We start from the raw sequence: 12966 nt of genomic DNA, 5'->3' as shown, positions 1-12966 counted from the left end.
AAACAGGAGGTAGGCCCTCCTGTTTTTAATACTTTTGAATGCCTAGTTTAACCGTTGTTGTTGCTCGTTTTGTACCACGATAAAACGTAAGAGTCATTTTATCATTAATTTTTTTATCATATAAGGCCGTACGGAATCCGATAATATCGCGAACTGGTTTCCCATCTACTGCTACAATCACATCGTGTTCTCGCAAACCAGCATCTGTACCTGGCGAAGGGCTTTTCACATCTAAAATGCAAACTCCCTCTGTTACATTGCCTGGTAAATGCAATGTTTTTGACCAATAGTAGTTTGGAATTTCATTTAATGATCTCAGTTCAATTCCAACATACGGTCTTCTTACTTTTCCGTACTTCTCTAATTCATTCATAATTGGAACAGCTCTAGTAACAGGAATAGCTAGCCCAATTCCTTCTACTTCTTTTGCCGCAATTTTCATTGAGTTAATACCAATTAATTGGCCTGCTGCGTTTACAAGCGCACCACCACTATTACCCGGATTAATTGCTGCGTCTGTTTGCAATACTTCTACTTGCCAATCATAATGTCCATCTTGATCTAAATCTACAGGGACAATACGCTCATTAGCCGAGATAATACCTTGTGTGACGGTTCCAGAAAATTGGAGCCCGAGCGGGTTTCCAATCGCAATGACTGGTTCTCCTCTACGAACAGTATTAGAATCGCCAATCTCAATTACTTTTTTCACATGCTTTGCATCTATTTCTAGTACAGCCAAATCTGTGACCACATCGGTTCCTAATACCTTTCCAGGAACCTTCTTACCATCACTTAAACTTACTTCAATACGATTTGCTCCAGCAACAACATGATTATTCGTTACAATGTAAGCTTGACCATCTGTCTTCTTATAAATTACACCTGATCCCGTACCTGCTTCTGAATCTGCCTCTGAAAAATTATCTCGTTGAATATTAATAACTCCAACAACAGCTTCAGACGCACGATCAACAGCATCCACAAAACTAATTTGTTTAATGCCTTGAGCTTCCGCCATATTACTTCCACTTGCTTCAGCTTGCGGAAACGCGTCCGTATCATTTGAAAATAAAGGAGCTCCAAATGCAAATAAAGAAGCTCCTACAATTGTTCCTGCTATGCTAGAAATAACAATACCTTTATGCTTCTTTTTTCTTGCACGTTTCATACGATAATTTTCTTCATCAATAAAGGACATATTTGTTCACCTATCTTCCTGAAAACAACTATATTCACCTTTATTGTTTACTAAAATGAAGAATTATACGTATTGAATTTTTGTCGGCATTTTTGGATCTGTATCGTGAATTTCAAAGGCTTCGCCCACTCCAAATCCCTTTTCCTCTAATACTTGTGATACTGACATACGCGCTAGTTCTTTCATGTTATTATCTAAACTTAAATGGGCTAAATAAATATGTTTTGTCTCATCTGTAATTACATCCGCCATTGCTAATGCAGCATCTTCATTACAAACGTGCCCCACATCACTTAAAATACGTCGTTTAATACTCCATGGATAACGTCCCATACGAAGCATTTCTACGTCATGATTACTTTCAAATACGAAAGCATTAGCTCCCTTAATAACACCTTTCATACGGTCACTCACGTACCCTGTATCTGTAATAAGGGCTAATTTTCTATTATTGTTATGAAAAGCATAGAACATCGGCTCTGCCGCATCATGAGACACCCCAAATGACTCGACCTCAATATCACCAAATGTTTTCACATCCCCAACTGAGAAAATAAACTTTTGCTCAGTTGGGATATTTCCTATTAAGTGTTCCATTGCATTCCATGTTTTCTCATTTGCATAAACAGGTAAATCATATTTACGTGCCAATACACCTAAGCCTTTAATATGGTCACTATGTTCATGTGTTACAAGAATACCCGATACATCATTTATATTTAATTCTGCCTGTTTAAATAAAGCCTCTGTTGCTTTACCACTTAAACCTGCATCGACAAGTAACTTCTTTTCATCTGTTCCTACATATAGCATATTCCCTGTACTTCCACTTGCAAGTACGCTAAAATGCAAACCCATTCTTTCTCACTCCAGTATGTTCATCAACCACTTGATTTTCCTTTTCCCCTAATTCCATAACTTGTCCTTCAATTGCATTTACAAAGAAGTCCTGCTTCTGCTCCGTCTTTAAGTTCCACGTTGGAGCAAGTACTTGGTTATTAGAAGTAGATGCGGTAAGGTTGGCATAACCAATTTGCGCTTCTTTTACATGTGTATTCCCATGAATTTTATTTTTTAAATACAGATTTTCTAAAGCGGTTTGGGCAGTAATAATTTCTTGCTGTTTCGTTTTTTCACTTTCGCCCATTTCTTTTAAATCTGTTAACATCGTCTGCGTGTACGACACAAGTTCATTTTTCTCATTTAATTCCACAACAATCATCGCCTGATCGTTATAGAAAATAGGCTTATCTTTATATTTTTGGAAGAAGTAAATTTTAGAATCTTTCATCGCTCCAAACTCATACTTTTGTCCATCCAATACATAGTTCTTCAAAAAATCATTATACTTATCTTTTGATAACGATTTTGTATTTAAAAAGGGCTCTTTTAGCTTACTTTCTATCTTGTACATATTTTGTATATGCGCCGTTTGATTTTTTAAAGACTGTATGTCTTCTTCTTTAAATGCCTTGTTTTCAGCCCTAATAAATGACTCTTTTTTCGGTTCTTTAGGGAAATTACCCATAGTAATTTTGTTTGCTTTTAATTCTTGATCTATCTTTGTTTCTGCAATAAGCTCCAATTGATTACTATCTTGCTTTTGAATGAATTGAAAAATGAGAAAGAGGTCCAAAACAAAAAAGGTCACAATAAATATGGTTTTAATCCGATCCCAATCCATTTAGTCCCCCCTCATTCCACTCATATATTTTTTGTTTGCCAGCTTCATCTTCAACAAACTTTACATACCAAATTGGCTGTAGTCGCGCTACTTGCCCATCTAGTGATAATTTGTATCCAATCCCAATGTCTTTAATGGATCTTTTATCTACCGCGGCATTATTTTCTAAGGATGCTATTACAACATGACCTGACGGAAGAGTAACCTTCTGCTCTATACCTTTCGTATTTAAAGAAAGCAACGGTCTTTCATATTCCATTACTTCTTCTGATCCCCATACTTGTCTCAATTCAGCTAATCCATCAGTATTGAATACGGGATATCCATCTTCCTGTAAGCGGAATACTGTCTGTCCTTTATTCATATAGTCCAAACGATATGAATCCAAACTCCCACTGTGACCATTTACAAAATCAAAACTTTTTTGTAAAAGCATTAAATTATCTGGCTTTTTCTCACTTAAAACAGAAGAATTTTTATACTTTAGCATATGCTGATCATTTTCAATCTCCATAGACCTAATACCATCTGTAAATATTTCTTTCGATCCCTCGATAATAGGGCTTAAATAACGTGGGTCACTAAAAAGAGCATTCTTAAATGTATCAACCGCCAAATTAGATGAAATATATGTTATATTACTTAATTCTGTCGTTCCATCTGGTAAAAATAGCTTTTTCATATCATTAATTTGATAGTCAAAATAAGGTTTCGCTGATACTATAAATTGATTTTGTACATTTACAATATCTTTTAAATACACACCACTTAATTTTGCTTCATATATTCTAGAGTTATCACCATCGGAAACAAAATTAATTTTAATTTCTTGATCCCTACTTCTAGAAGGGTCAAGAATAATTCGATTAAAGTGTTTAGGCTTATCTATACTCTTTTCTTTCATACTAAACATAGATTTAACTGCATCAAATGGGATGTTGGTAGGGAAAATAAGTTCAATTTTCCCTTCACCATGCACATAAGAAAGAAAGTCAGCCTTAGCAATCGATATCTCTTTGAACTCATGTAATTCCCCTGCTTCCAAAGTTCTATAGATTGATTCTATATCTCCCTCTCTTTTGCTCCCGTAATGATTTTTATCTTTATGCACAATGATAGAAGTAGGGCGGACAACATCAGCGATTTTCGTTTGAGTATTTCCCTCATTCCCCTGTACAAATTTTGCGTTTTGCATAGATGTGGAATCTGGCACATACGTCCATAAGTTAAAAGTAAGAAATAGACTAATTACAACTAAATTAATTAAAACTATCGTTTTAACATTCTCCATACTCATTCCCATTCGTCCTCTTCATCTGCTGCCATAGGCAATGTGAAATAAATCGTTGTCCCTTTTCCTTCCTCACTCTTTGCCCAAATCGAGCCACCATGTGCCTCAATCATTTCTTTCGCAATTGCTAATCCAAGTCCTGTACCGCCCATTTGTCTTGAACGTGCTTTATCTACGCGATAAAAACGTTCAAAGATTTTATCGACGTTTTCTTTCGGAATACCCATTCCTTGATCACTTACACTAATCTCCAATAATTCTCCGCGATCACGTAAACGATATGTTACTGTTCCACCTTCTGGTGAATACTTTAATGCATTCGAAATAATGTTATACAATACTTGCGTAATTTTATCCGTATCCATATCAATAAATCGAGATTTTTTAGAGAAAGATCGTTTGAAGCTTACGTTTTGCTCTTTAGACATTTCAAAACGATCAATAATGTTATTAAAGAAGTCAGTAAAGTCGACCCATTCTTTCATTAAACGATGTTCTGTACTATCGAGTTTAGATAGTTGCAATAACGCATTTACAAGTCTAATCATTCTTTCTGTTTCTTCTTGTGTAACTGTTAAAAACTGTGGTGCAATATTTGGATCTTGCCACGCACCGTCTGTAAGTGCCTCTAAGTAACTGCGCATTGTCGTTAATGGCGTTCTTAATTCATGAGAGACGTTTGCTACAAACTCGCGGCGTTCTCTTTCTATACGCTCCTGCTCAGTCACATCATATAATACGGCAATTAAACCATTTGCTTTCCCTGTCTCTTTTTGAATAACAGAGAAACTAGCGCGTAAAATATATGGCTCATTTCTCGTACTAAAATCTAATAAAACAGAATCCGGCTCTTCGTATAAATGATCGAGTGTAAATTCTTCTTGTATTCCCAATACTTCTAAAACAGATTGATCGAGCGCCGTTTCACGCGAAACATTTAGCATCTTTTCCGCAGGATCATTTAATAAAATAATGTCCCCTTTTCGGTCAGTAGCAATTACTCCATCTGTCATATGTGATAATACGGATGACAATTTACGTCTTTCACTTTCTGTTGAAGAACGAGCTTGTTGTAATTTTTTTGATAAATTATTGAAAGATAATGCTAATTGTCCAATTTCATCATGGCTATGCACTTTTACTTTTCTTGAATAGTTTCCTTTTGCCATTTCAATTGCTTGTCTTCGCATATCAGAGATTGGTCTCGTAATCGTTTGAGCTAACAAAATTCCAAGTACAGCTGTTACGAGTAATGCAATAACGGTTCCGGTCGCAAAGATTTGATTAATATCCTTCATCTGCTTATAAACATCTTCCATGGATGCAACAACGTAAATAGCACCAAGTGCATCTTTGTTATTATCATCCATAATAGGAGTAATCATAACTTGTACACGATGACCTGTACGACCATCCTTCTCAATTTTTACTTCTGGTTTTTTTTGTACCAATACCCGCTGAACAGCTATATCAGTTGACGTTCTATTTACCTTGTTTTGCTTTGACTCATCTGAAATAGCGAGCAGCTTTCTATTCGCATCAAATACACTTACCTCTTGAATATCCTTCTTTCGATCAGAGGCAAATTTTCGAATGGAAGTTTTAATCGTTTCACCTGTTGATTCTGTCTCTGCTTTTGTATAACTTTTTTTAAACTCTTGTTTCAAGTTATACGATAATAAGTTCGTTTGTTGCGTTAAAGAATCTCTAAAACCTTGTACAAGACTCTTTTCTAACTCTCTTACGAAATATACCCCAATAACTTGCATAGCTATCAATATTAATAGCATATATATGAGTACAAATTTTAAATGAATAGATTGAAAAAAACCGACTTTCTTCATATACTATTCCTGCTCTGGGTCACGCAAGTAATACCCTACTCCACGTCTAGTGACAATTAATGTAGGATGACTTGGATTATCTTCAATTTTTTCACGCAGACGACGTACTGTTACATCCACTGTACGTACATCTCCAAAATAGTCATAACCCCAAACTGTTTGCAATAAATGTTCGCGTGTCATAACTTGTCCTAAATGTTTTGCTAAATAATGTAATAGCTCAAATTCACGGTGTGTAAGCTCAATATTTTCCTCACGTTTCGTTACACTATACGCATTTGGATTGATAACAATTGGTCCAATAACCATTTCCGTATTTTCTTCTTTTTCTGCCGCACCACCTTGCTGATGACGACGTAAATTCGCCTTCACGCGAGCAAGTAATTCCCTCGTACTAAATGGCTTCGTTACATAATCATCTGCGCCAAGCTCAAGTCCTAATACTTTATCAATTTCAGAATCCTTCGCTGTAAGCATAATAATCGGCATTTCTGAGCTTTTACGTATTTCACGGCAAACCTCTAAGCCATCCTTACCTGGTAGCATAATATCTAATAAAACCATATCTGGCTGTTCTTCAGTCGCTTTTTCAATTGCTTCATCACCATCGTGCGCCATTACAATTTCAAAACCTTCTTTTTCTAGGTTGAACTTCAAAATATCTGCAATCGGCTTTTCATCATCAACTACTAAAATTTTCTTTCCCATCATCGTCTATTTCCTCCTTATAAAGTGAAACTTTAATCAGCCCTCACCAATCGGGCTTTTACGGGCAGCTCGCTTCCCACCTAACTTCTTTGCTTTCGCTGAATTTTAAGGTGGGGGTCTTACTGCCCGGTAAATAACAGGGTAAAAATATGGCCAATATCCTTAAACACATTGATGTCTACATAGTATGTCCCTATATGACCGCATCTTTTGCTTAAGTACTTTCTACTCTATTCTCACAGACTCATGTATAATCCACTTTTACACGGAATCCTATACGATCTATAGAAAAACCTCTAGCTTCAACTGCTAGAGGCTCCTCATTCTATTTTAAAATAACTACTCAATTTTGTAAAATTACACAAATAAAAAGGATATTAAGTGGGCCCACTTAATATCCTGAGAGTGGCTCGGGACGGAATCGAACCGCCGACACGAGGATTTTCAGTCCTCTGCTCTACCGACTGAGCTACCGAGCCAAAACTATATATAAAACCACTAATGGTGGTATAAACAAAAGTGGCGGTCCCGACCGGGGTCGAACCGGCGATCTCCTGCGTGACAGGCAGGCATGTTAACCACTACACCACGGGACCAAAAATGAACATAAAAAAACATGACCCGTACGGGATTCGAACCCGTGTTACCGCCGTGAAAGGGCGGTGTCTTAACCACTTGACCAACGGGCCACGAAAAATAAAATGGTGAGCCATGAAGGACTCGAACCTTCGACCCTCTGATTAAAAGTCAGATGCTCTACCAACTGAGCTAATGGCTCATACTCACCAACGTCATATTTTCGTGACGACAAGATGTATCATAACATGTTTTATTTATTTTTTGCAATACCTTTTTTTATTTTTTATAAAAAACAAGAAAAAACTCATGCGGACATGAGTTTTTTCTTAAAAATATCAATTAAGCTTCGTATACGTTACGAACGATATTCGTTTGGTTACGATCTGGTCCAACTGAGAACATAGATAATTGAATTCCTGTTAACTCAGAAACACGTTCTACGTATTTTCTTGCATTCTCAGGAAGTTCGTCTAATGATCTTACACCAGTAATATCTTCTGTCCAACCTGGAAGCTCTTCGTATACAGGCTCACATTTCGCTAAAATGTTTAAGTTTGCTGGAACTTCATCGATAACTTCGCCATTGTATTTGTAAGCAACACAAATCTTAAGAGTTGGAATACCAGTTAGAACGTCGATAGAGTTTAATGATAAATCTGTTAAACCACTAACACGACGCGCATGTCTTACAACAACGCTATCAAACCAACCTACGCGGCGTGGACGACCAGTTGTCGTTCCATACTCACGACCAACTTCACGAATTTGATGACCAATTTCATCATGAAGCTCAGTAGGGAACGGACCATCACCTACGCGGCTTGTATATGCTTTACATACACCTACAACGCGAGTAACTTTTGCAGGGCCAACTCCAGTTCCAACTGTTACACCACCAGCAATTGGGTTAGAAGATGTAACGAACGGATACGTACCGTGGTCGATATCAAGCATAACACCTTGTGCACCTTCAAATAATACACGGTGATTATTATCTAATGCATCATTTAATACAACAGACGTATCACACACATATTGCGCGATTTGTTGTCCGTACTCGAAGTACTCTTCGAAGATTTCTTCTACACTGAAACCTTCTGTATCGTACATTTTTTCAAACAAACGATTTTTTTGTGCTAAATTGCGCTCAAGCTTCTCTTTAAATGCTTCACGGTCTAAAAGATCAGCCATACGAATACCAATACGAGCAGCTTTGTCCATGTATGCAGGACCGATACCTTTTTTCGTTGTACCGATTTTGTTATCACCTTTACTTGCTTCTTCTAACTCATCTTGTTTTAAGTGATAAGGCAAAATAACGTGCGCACGGTTACTTACGCGTAAATTATCAGTACTTACACCACGATCGTGTAAGTATTTTAACTCTTCAAGTAATGCTTTCGGATCTACTACTAAGCCGTTTCCGATTACACAAATTTTCTCTTTATAGAAAATACCAGATGGAATTAAGTGTAATTTATATTTAACTCCGCCAAAAACAATTGTATGTCCTGCGTTATTTCCACCTTGATATCTTGCAACTACTTCCGCATGCTCAGAAAGAAAATCAGTGATTTTACCTTTTCCTTCGTCGCCCCATTGTGTTCCTACAACTACTACTGAAGACATTATTAAAGCACCTCCGCAATTTTCAAACGATCTATTCAAACAATATAATTGTACCAAAACCGAAAAAGAAGTCAACCAAAAAGCGAACATTTTTTTATCAAAAAACTTTTTCGTTCGTAAGAATTATATTTTCACACTATGAAAGCCTTATCTTTTCTATAAAAAAAAAGAAACACATCTTATTATAAGAAATGCGTTTCTTTTTTATACTATCGTTATGCCGGCGGCGCATGTCCATCTTCGAAACGACGTTCTAAGTTAACGAACTTATTGAACTCTTTAACGAATGCGAGCTCTACTGAGCCTACTGGACCATTACGCTGCTTTGCAATAATAATTTCAATCGTATTTTTATTTTCCGTTTCTCGGTCATAGTAATCTTCACGATATAGGAAGGCTACGATATCGGCATCCTGCTCGATACTTCCCGATTCACGAATATCAGACATCATCGGACGTTTATCTTGACGAGATTCTACACCACGAGATAACTGTGACAAGGCAATAACAGGAACTTGTAATTCACGCGCAATCCCTTTTAGTGTACGAGAAATCTCAGATACTTCCTGCTGACGGTTCTCCCCTGATTTCCCACTTCCTTGAATAAGCTGTAAGTAGTCAATCAAGATCATACCAAGACCCTGTTCTTGTTTTAATCTACGACATTTTGCTCGAATCTCATTTACTTTAATCCCCGGCGTATCATCAATATAAATACCAGCATTAGAAAGGCTACCCATTGCCATCGTTAATTTCGCCCAATCATCAGAAGTTAACGATCCGGTACGAAGTCTTTGTGCATCAATATTCCCTTCTGCACAAAGCATACGCATAACAAGCTGATCAGCACCCATCTCTAGACTAAAAATCGCTACATTTTCATCCGTTTTCGTTGCTACGTTTTGTGCGATATTTAATGAAAATGCCGTTTTACCTACCGACGGACGTGCCGCCACGATGATTAAATCATTTCGCTGGAATCCTGCCGTCATCTTATCTAATTCAGTAAATCCAGTCGGTATCCCGGTCACTTCACCTTTTTGATTATGCAAAAGTTCGATTTTATCGTAAGCATCTACAAGAACGTCTTTAATATTTTGGAATGCTTTCGCATTCGTCTGATGAGATACTTCTAATATTTTTTTCTCAGCCTCATTTAAAAGACCATCCACATCATCTTCTCTCTCATATCCATCAGACACAATATGAGTCGCCGTTCGAATTAAACGACGTAACAGTGCTTTTTCAGCGATGATTCTTGCATAATACTCTACGTTAGCAGCAGTTGGAACAACTTCTGCTAATTCTGCTAAGTAAGAAACCCCACCAACTTCTTCTAGTAATCCTTGATCAGCCATTGCTGACGTCATCATTACTAAGTCAATTGGCTCCCCCTTATCAGATAGCCCAAGCATGACTTCAAAAATCTTTTGATGTTTCGTTCGATAAAATGAGTCAGGTACTAATAGTTCCGATGCCGATGTTAACGCATCCTGATCAATCAATATAGCACCTAAGACTGCCTGCTCAGCTTCTATATTATGCGGAGGGGTACGATCAGCCATTACATCACTCATACGCAATCCTCCTTGCTTAACTTAGTTTTATTGTTCACTAACATGAACTTTTACTGTTGCTGTTACTTGCGGATGCAATTTCACAGTAACGTTTGTATAGCCTAAGGCACGAATTGCATCATCCATTTCAAATTTACGCTTATCAAGTTTAATATTGTGAGATTTTTGCATTGCATCTACGATTTGTTTACTTGTGATTGAACCGAAGAGACGGCCACCTTCTCCAGATTTAGCCTTTAATTCTACAGTTAATTTCTCTAACGTTTCTTTTAATTGTTTTGCATTTTCAAGCTCTGCTGCTGCATCTTTTTCTTCTTTGCGCTTTTGAGCTTCTAAAGTTTTCATACTGCTATTCGTCGCTTCAGCAGCTAATCCTTGTTTTAGTAAGAAGTTATTTGCATAACCATCTGGTACGTTTTTTACTTCCCCTTTTTTCCCTTTACCTTTTACGTCTTTTAGAAAAATTACTTTCATGATTGTGTGCCTCCCTGTAAATAGTCATCAATAACAAATCGAAGCTTCTCCTCAGCTTCATCTACTGTAACATTTTTCATTTGTGTGGCTGCATTCGTTAAATGCCCGCCACCACCTAAGTTTTCCATAATTAGCTGCACATTCACTTCACCTAAAGACCTGCCGCTAATTCCAATGAAATTCTCGCCACGTTTTGCAATAACAAATGATGCAATAATTCCTGTCATTGTTAATAATGTGTCCGCTGATTGCGCAATAAGCACTTGATCGTAGTAATCATCGCTATCAACTTTTGCAATCGCAATTCCATTTTTATAAATGTACGCATTTTTAATAGCTTTTGCAACCCGTAAATACTGATCCATATCTTCTTTTAAAAGCTCTTGTACAAGTACAGTATCTGCACCGTGTGAGCGTAAATAAGAAGCAGCATCAAACGTACGAGCACCTGTCCGGAATGTAAAGCTTTTCGTATCAACAATAATACCTGCTAATAATGCTGTTGCTTCTAACATTGTCATTTTTAAATTTTTCGGTTGGTATTCAAGTAATTCCGTAACAAGTTCCGCCGTGGAAGAAGCGTATGGCTCCATGTAAACAAGCAATGGATCTTCAATAAAATCTTCTCCTCGGCGATGATGGTCAATAACAACTACATTTTCAATTTTGCGTAACAGCTTTTCTTCCATCACCATTGAAGGCTTATGCGTATCAACAACAACAAGTAATGAATCATCATTTGCAAATTCCATCGCTTGTTCTGGTGTAATAAAGTGAGACCATAACTCTTCATTTTGTTTCACTTTATCCATTAAACGCTTAATTCCCTTATCAGAATCATTTTCATCGAGCACAATATATCCTTTGCGCTCATTTAATTGCGCTACCTTTAAAATACCAATCGCAGCACCAATTGCGTCCATATCAGGAGCCCTATGCCCCATTATAATGACATTGCTACTTTCTAATACTAAATCCTTTAATGCATGCGAAATCACTCTGGCACGTACACGAGTACGTTTTTCCACCGGATTTGTCTTACCACCATAAAACTTAACTTTACCTGTCGCTTGTTTAATAGCTACTTGATCTCCACCACGCCCAAGCGCAAGGTCTAGACCTGATTGAGCCATCGCCCCAAGCTCGGATAAAGGTAAATCACCTGATCCAACACCTACACTTAATGTAAGTGGTATATTCCTTTTGGATGTTTCTTCACGTACTTGGTCTAGAATACTAAATTTCCCTTTCTCCATCTGCGCTAAAATACTTTCATTTAGTACAACGAAGAATCTTTCCGAAGATGCACGTTTTAAATATGCCCCATACTTAACGGCCCATTCATTTAGACGGGATGTCACAAGACTTGTTATATTCGTACGTAATTGATCATCTAATCCTTGTGTAACTTCATCATAATTATCTAAATAAATGACAGCTAAAACAGTACGTTGATCCTCGTACATCTTTTCAATCTCTGTTTGTTCTGTTACATCAAAGAAATAAATTAACTTTTCTTCTTTCCTTACAAAGACACGAAACTTTCGATTATTTAAAGAGACTATATCATCGGATGTTTCTCCCTTAATAAAAAGAAGTAACGTTTCTGATACATCATAAAGGTGCCATCCAGCTAATGCATGCTGCCCCAGACATGAAGATAAATAAGGATTTGCCCAATCAATCCCATAATCCTTATTGTATAACAAAATACCAATCGGCATCTGGTTAAATGCCTCATTACTCACTTTCTTTACCCTTGTAATCATATCTGTCGTATGTTTTTCAAAATTCTTTTGGAAAGTAAGTTCAAATCGTACAACAACAAAAAGGACGATACAAAAAATAAAGAAGGAGACTATCCCCATTAGTAAATGAAAATAACAGAGGATTGAAATGAGCACAAACACAAAAAATGCCAATACGTAAACAGGATATAAAAACCACTGTTTCTTATAAAATTCAGGCATGTATACAAC

10 protein-coding genes and 4 tRNA genes are annotated in these 12966 nt (G+C 37.0%); all 14 read right to left on the bottom strand.

Going from position 1 to position 12966, the window contains the following annotated elements:
• Positions 1-25 precede the first annotated feature (25 nt).
• Complete coding sequence (locus QCI47_RS00170; RefSeq protein WP_000008039.1) at positions 26-1201, bottom strand: S1C family serine protease; 1176 nt, start codon at positions 1199-1201, stop codon at positions 26-28.
• Positions 1202-1264: 63 nt separating this feature from the next.
• Positions 1265-2059 carry an MBL fold metallo-hydrolase gene (locus QCI47_RS00165; protein WP_000522836.1) on the bottom strand — a complete coding sequence of 265 codons (795 nt, stop codon included), beginning with the start codon at positions 2057-2059 and terminating at the stop codon, positions 1265-1267.
• Positions 2043-2885, bottom strand: coding sequence for a two-component system regulatory protein YycI (locus tag QCI47_RS00160; RefSeq protein ID WP_000383723.1), 843 nt, complete (start codon positions 2883-2885; stop codon positions 2043-2045). The genes QCI47_RS00165 and QCI47_RS00160 overlap by 17 nt, the downstream gene beginning before the upstream one ends.
• Positions 2866-4182 (bottom strand): YycH family regulatory protein, encoded by a 1317-nt coding sequence (locus QCI47_RS00155; protein WP_061131929.1) that lies wholly within the window; start codon positions 4180-4182, stop codon positions 2866-2868. Before QCI47_RS00155 ends, QCI47_RS00160 begins: the two co-directional genes overlap by 20 nt.
• Positions 4179-6020, bottom strand: coding sequence for a cell wall metabolism sensor histidine kinase WalK (walK, locus tag QCI47_RS00150; RefSeq protein ID WP_000755380.1), 1842 nt, complete (start codon positions 6018-6020; stop codon positions 4179-4181). Before walK ends, QCI47_RS00155 begins: the two co-directional genes overlap by 4 nt.
• 3 nt (positions 6021-6023) lie before the next feature.
• Positions 6024-6731 carry a cell wall metabolism DNA-binding response regulator WalR gene (gene walR / locus QCI47_RS00145; RefSeq protein WP_000971872.1) on the bottom strand — a complete coding sequence of 236 codons (708 nt, stop codon included), beginning with the start codon at positions 6729-6731 and terminating at the stop codon, positions 6024-6026.
• Positions 6732-7134: 403 nt separating this feature from the next.
• Positions 7135-7207: transfer RNA gene (locus QCI47_RS00140), tRNA-Phe, on the bottom strand.
• 41 nt (positions 7208-7248) lie between these two features.
• Positions 7249-7324: transfer RNA gene (locus tag QCI47_RS00135), tRNA-Asp, on the bottom strand.
• Between the two features lie 21 nt (positions 7325-7345).
• A tRNA-Glu gene (locus QCI47_RS00130) sits at positions 7346-7417 on the bottom strand.
• Between the two features lie 13 nt (positions 7418-7430).
• Positions 7431-7506, bottom strand: a tRNA-Lys gene (locus tag QCI47_RS00125).
• 140 nt (positions 7507-7646) lie between these two features.
• Positions 7647-8936, bottom strand: a complete 1290-nt coding sequence (locus QCI47_RS00120; protein WP_000100224.1) for an adenylosuccinate synthase — start codon at positions 8934-8936, stop codon at positions 7647-7649.
• Positions 8937-9151: 215 nt separating this feature from the next.
• A complete protein-coding gene (gene dnaB / locus QCI47_RS00115) occupies positions 9152-10513 on the bottom strand; it encodes a replicative DNA helicase (protein ID WP_001286244.1) in 1362 nt (453 codons plus the stop codon).
• 27 nt (positions 10514-10540) lie between these two features.
• Positions 10541-10987: a 50S ribosomal protein L9 gene (gene rplI / locus QCI47_RS00110; RefSeq protein WP_000864231.1), complete on the bottom strand. Its 447-nt coding sequence runs from the start codon at positions 10985-10987 to the stop codon at positions 10541-10543.
• Positions 10984-12957 (bottom strand): DHH family phosphoesterase, encoded by a 1974-nt coding sequence (locus QCI47_RS00105; protein ID WP_001113897.1) that lies wholly within the window; start codon positions 12955-12957, stop codon positions 10984-10986. Before QCI47_RS00105 ends, rplI begins: the two co-directional genes overlap by 4 nt.
• Positions 12958-12966 lie beyond the last annotated feature (9 nt).

Source organism: Bacillus cereus group sp. RP29 (genome assembly GCF_040459765.1).
Classification (GTDB): Bacteria; Bacillota; Bacilli; order Bacillales; family Bacillaceae_G; genus Bacillus_A; species Bacillus_A paranthracis.
This window is presented reverse-complemented; position numbering and strand designations above follow the sequence as displayed.

What these genes read in the sequence shown, in the direction of transcription:
- QCI47_RS00160 (WP_000383723.1), bottom strand. Translation starts at nt 2,885, where the DNA reads ATGGATTGGGATCGGATTAAAACCATATTTATTGTGACCTTTTTTGTT.
- QCI47_RS00105 (WP_001113897.1), bottom strand. Translation starts at nt 12,957, where the DNA reads ATGCCTGAATTTTATAAGAAACAGTGGTTTTTATATCCTGTTTACGTA.
- QCI47_RS00120 (WP_000100224.1), bottom strand. Translation starts at nt 8,936, where the DNA reads ATGTCTTCAGTAGTAGTTGTAGGAACACAATGGGGCGACGAAGGAAAA.
- QCI47_RS00170 (WP_000008039.1), bottom strand. Translation starts at nt 1,201, where the DNA reads ATGTCCTTTATTGATGAAGAAAATTATCGTATGAAACGTGCAAGAAAA.
- walR (WP_000971872.1), bottom strand. Translation starts at nt 6,731, where the DNA reads ATGATGGGAAAGAAAATTTTAGTAGTTGATGATGAAAAGCCGATTGCA.
- QCI47_RS00155 (WP_061131929.1), bottom strand. Translation starts at nt 4,182, where the DNA reads ATGAGTATGGAGAATGTTAAAACGATAGTTTTAATTAATTTAGTTGTA.
- QCI47_RS00165 (WP_000522836.1), bottom strand. Translation starts at nt 2,059, where the DNA reads ATGGGTTTGCATTTTAGCGTACTTGCAAGTGGAAGTACAGGGAATATG.
- rplI (WP_000864231.1), bottom strand. Translation starts at nt 10,987, where the DNA reads ATGAAAGTAATTTTTCTAAAAGACGTAAAAGGTAAAGGGAAAAAAGGG.
- walK (WP_000755380.1), bottom strand. Translation starts at nt 6,020, where the DNA reads ATGAAGAAAGTCGGTTTTTTTCAATCTATTCATTTAAAATTTGTACTC.
- dnaB (WP_001286244.1), bottom strand. Translation starts at nt 10,513, where the DNA reads ATGAGTGATGTAATGGCTGATCGTACCCCTCCGCATAATATAGAAGCT.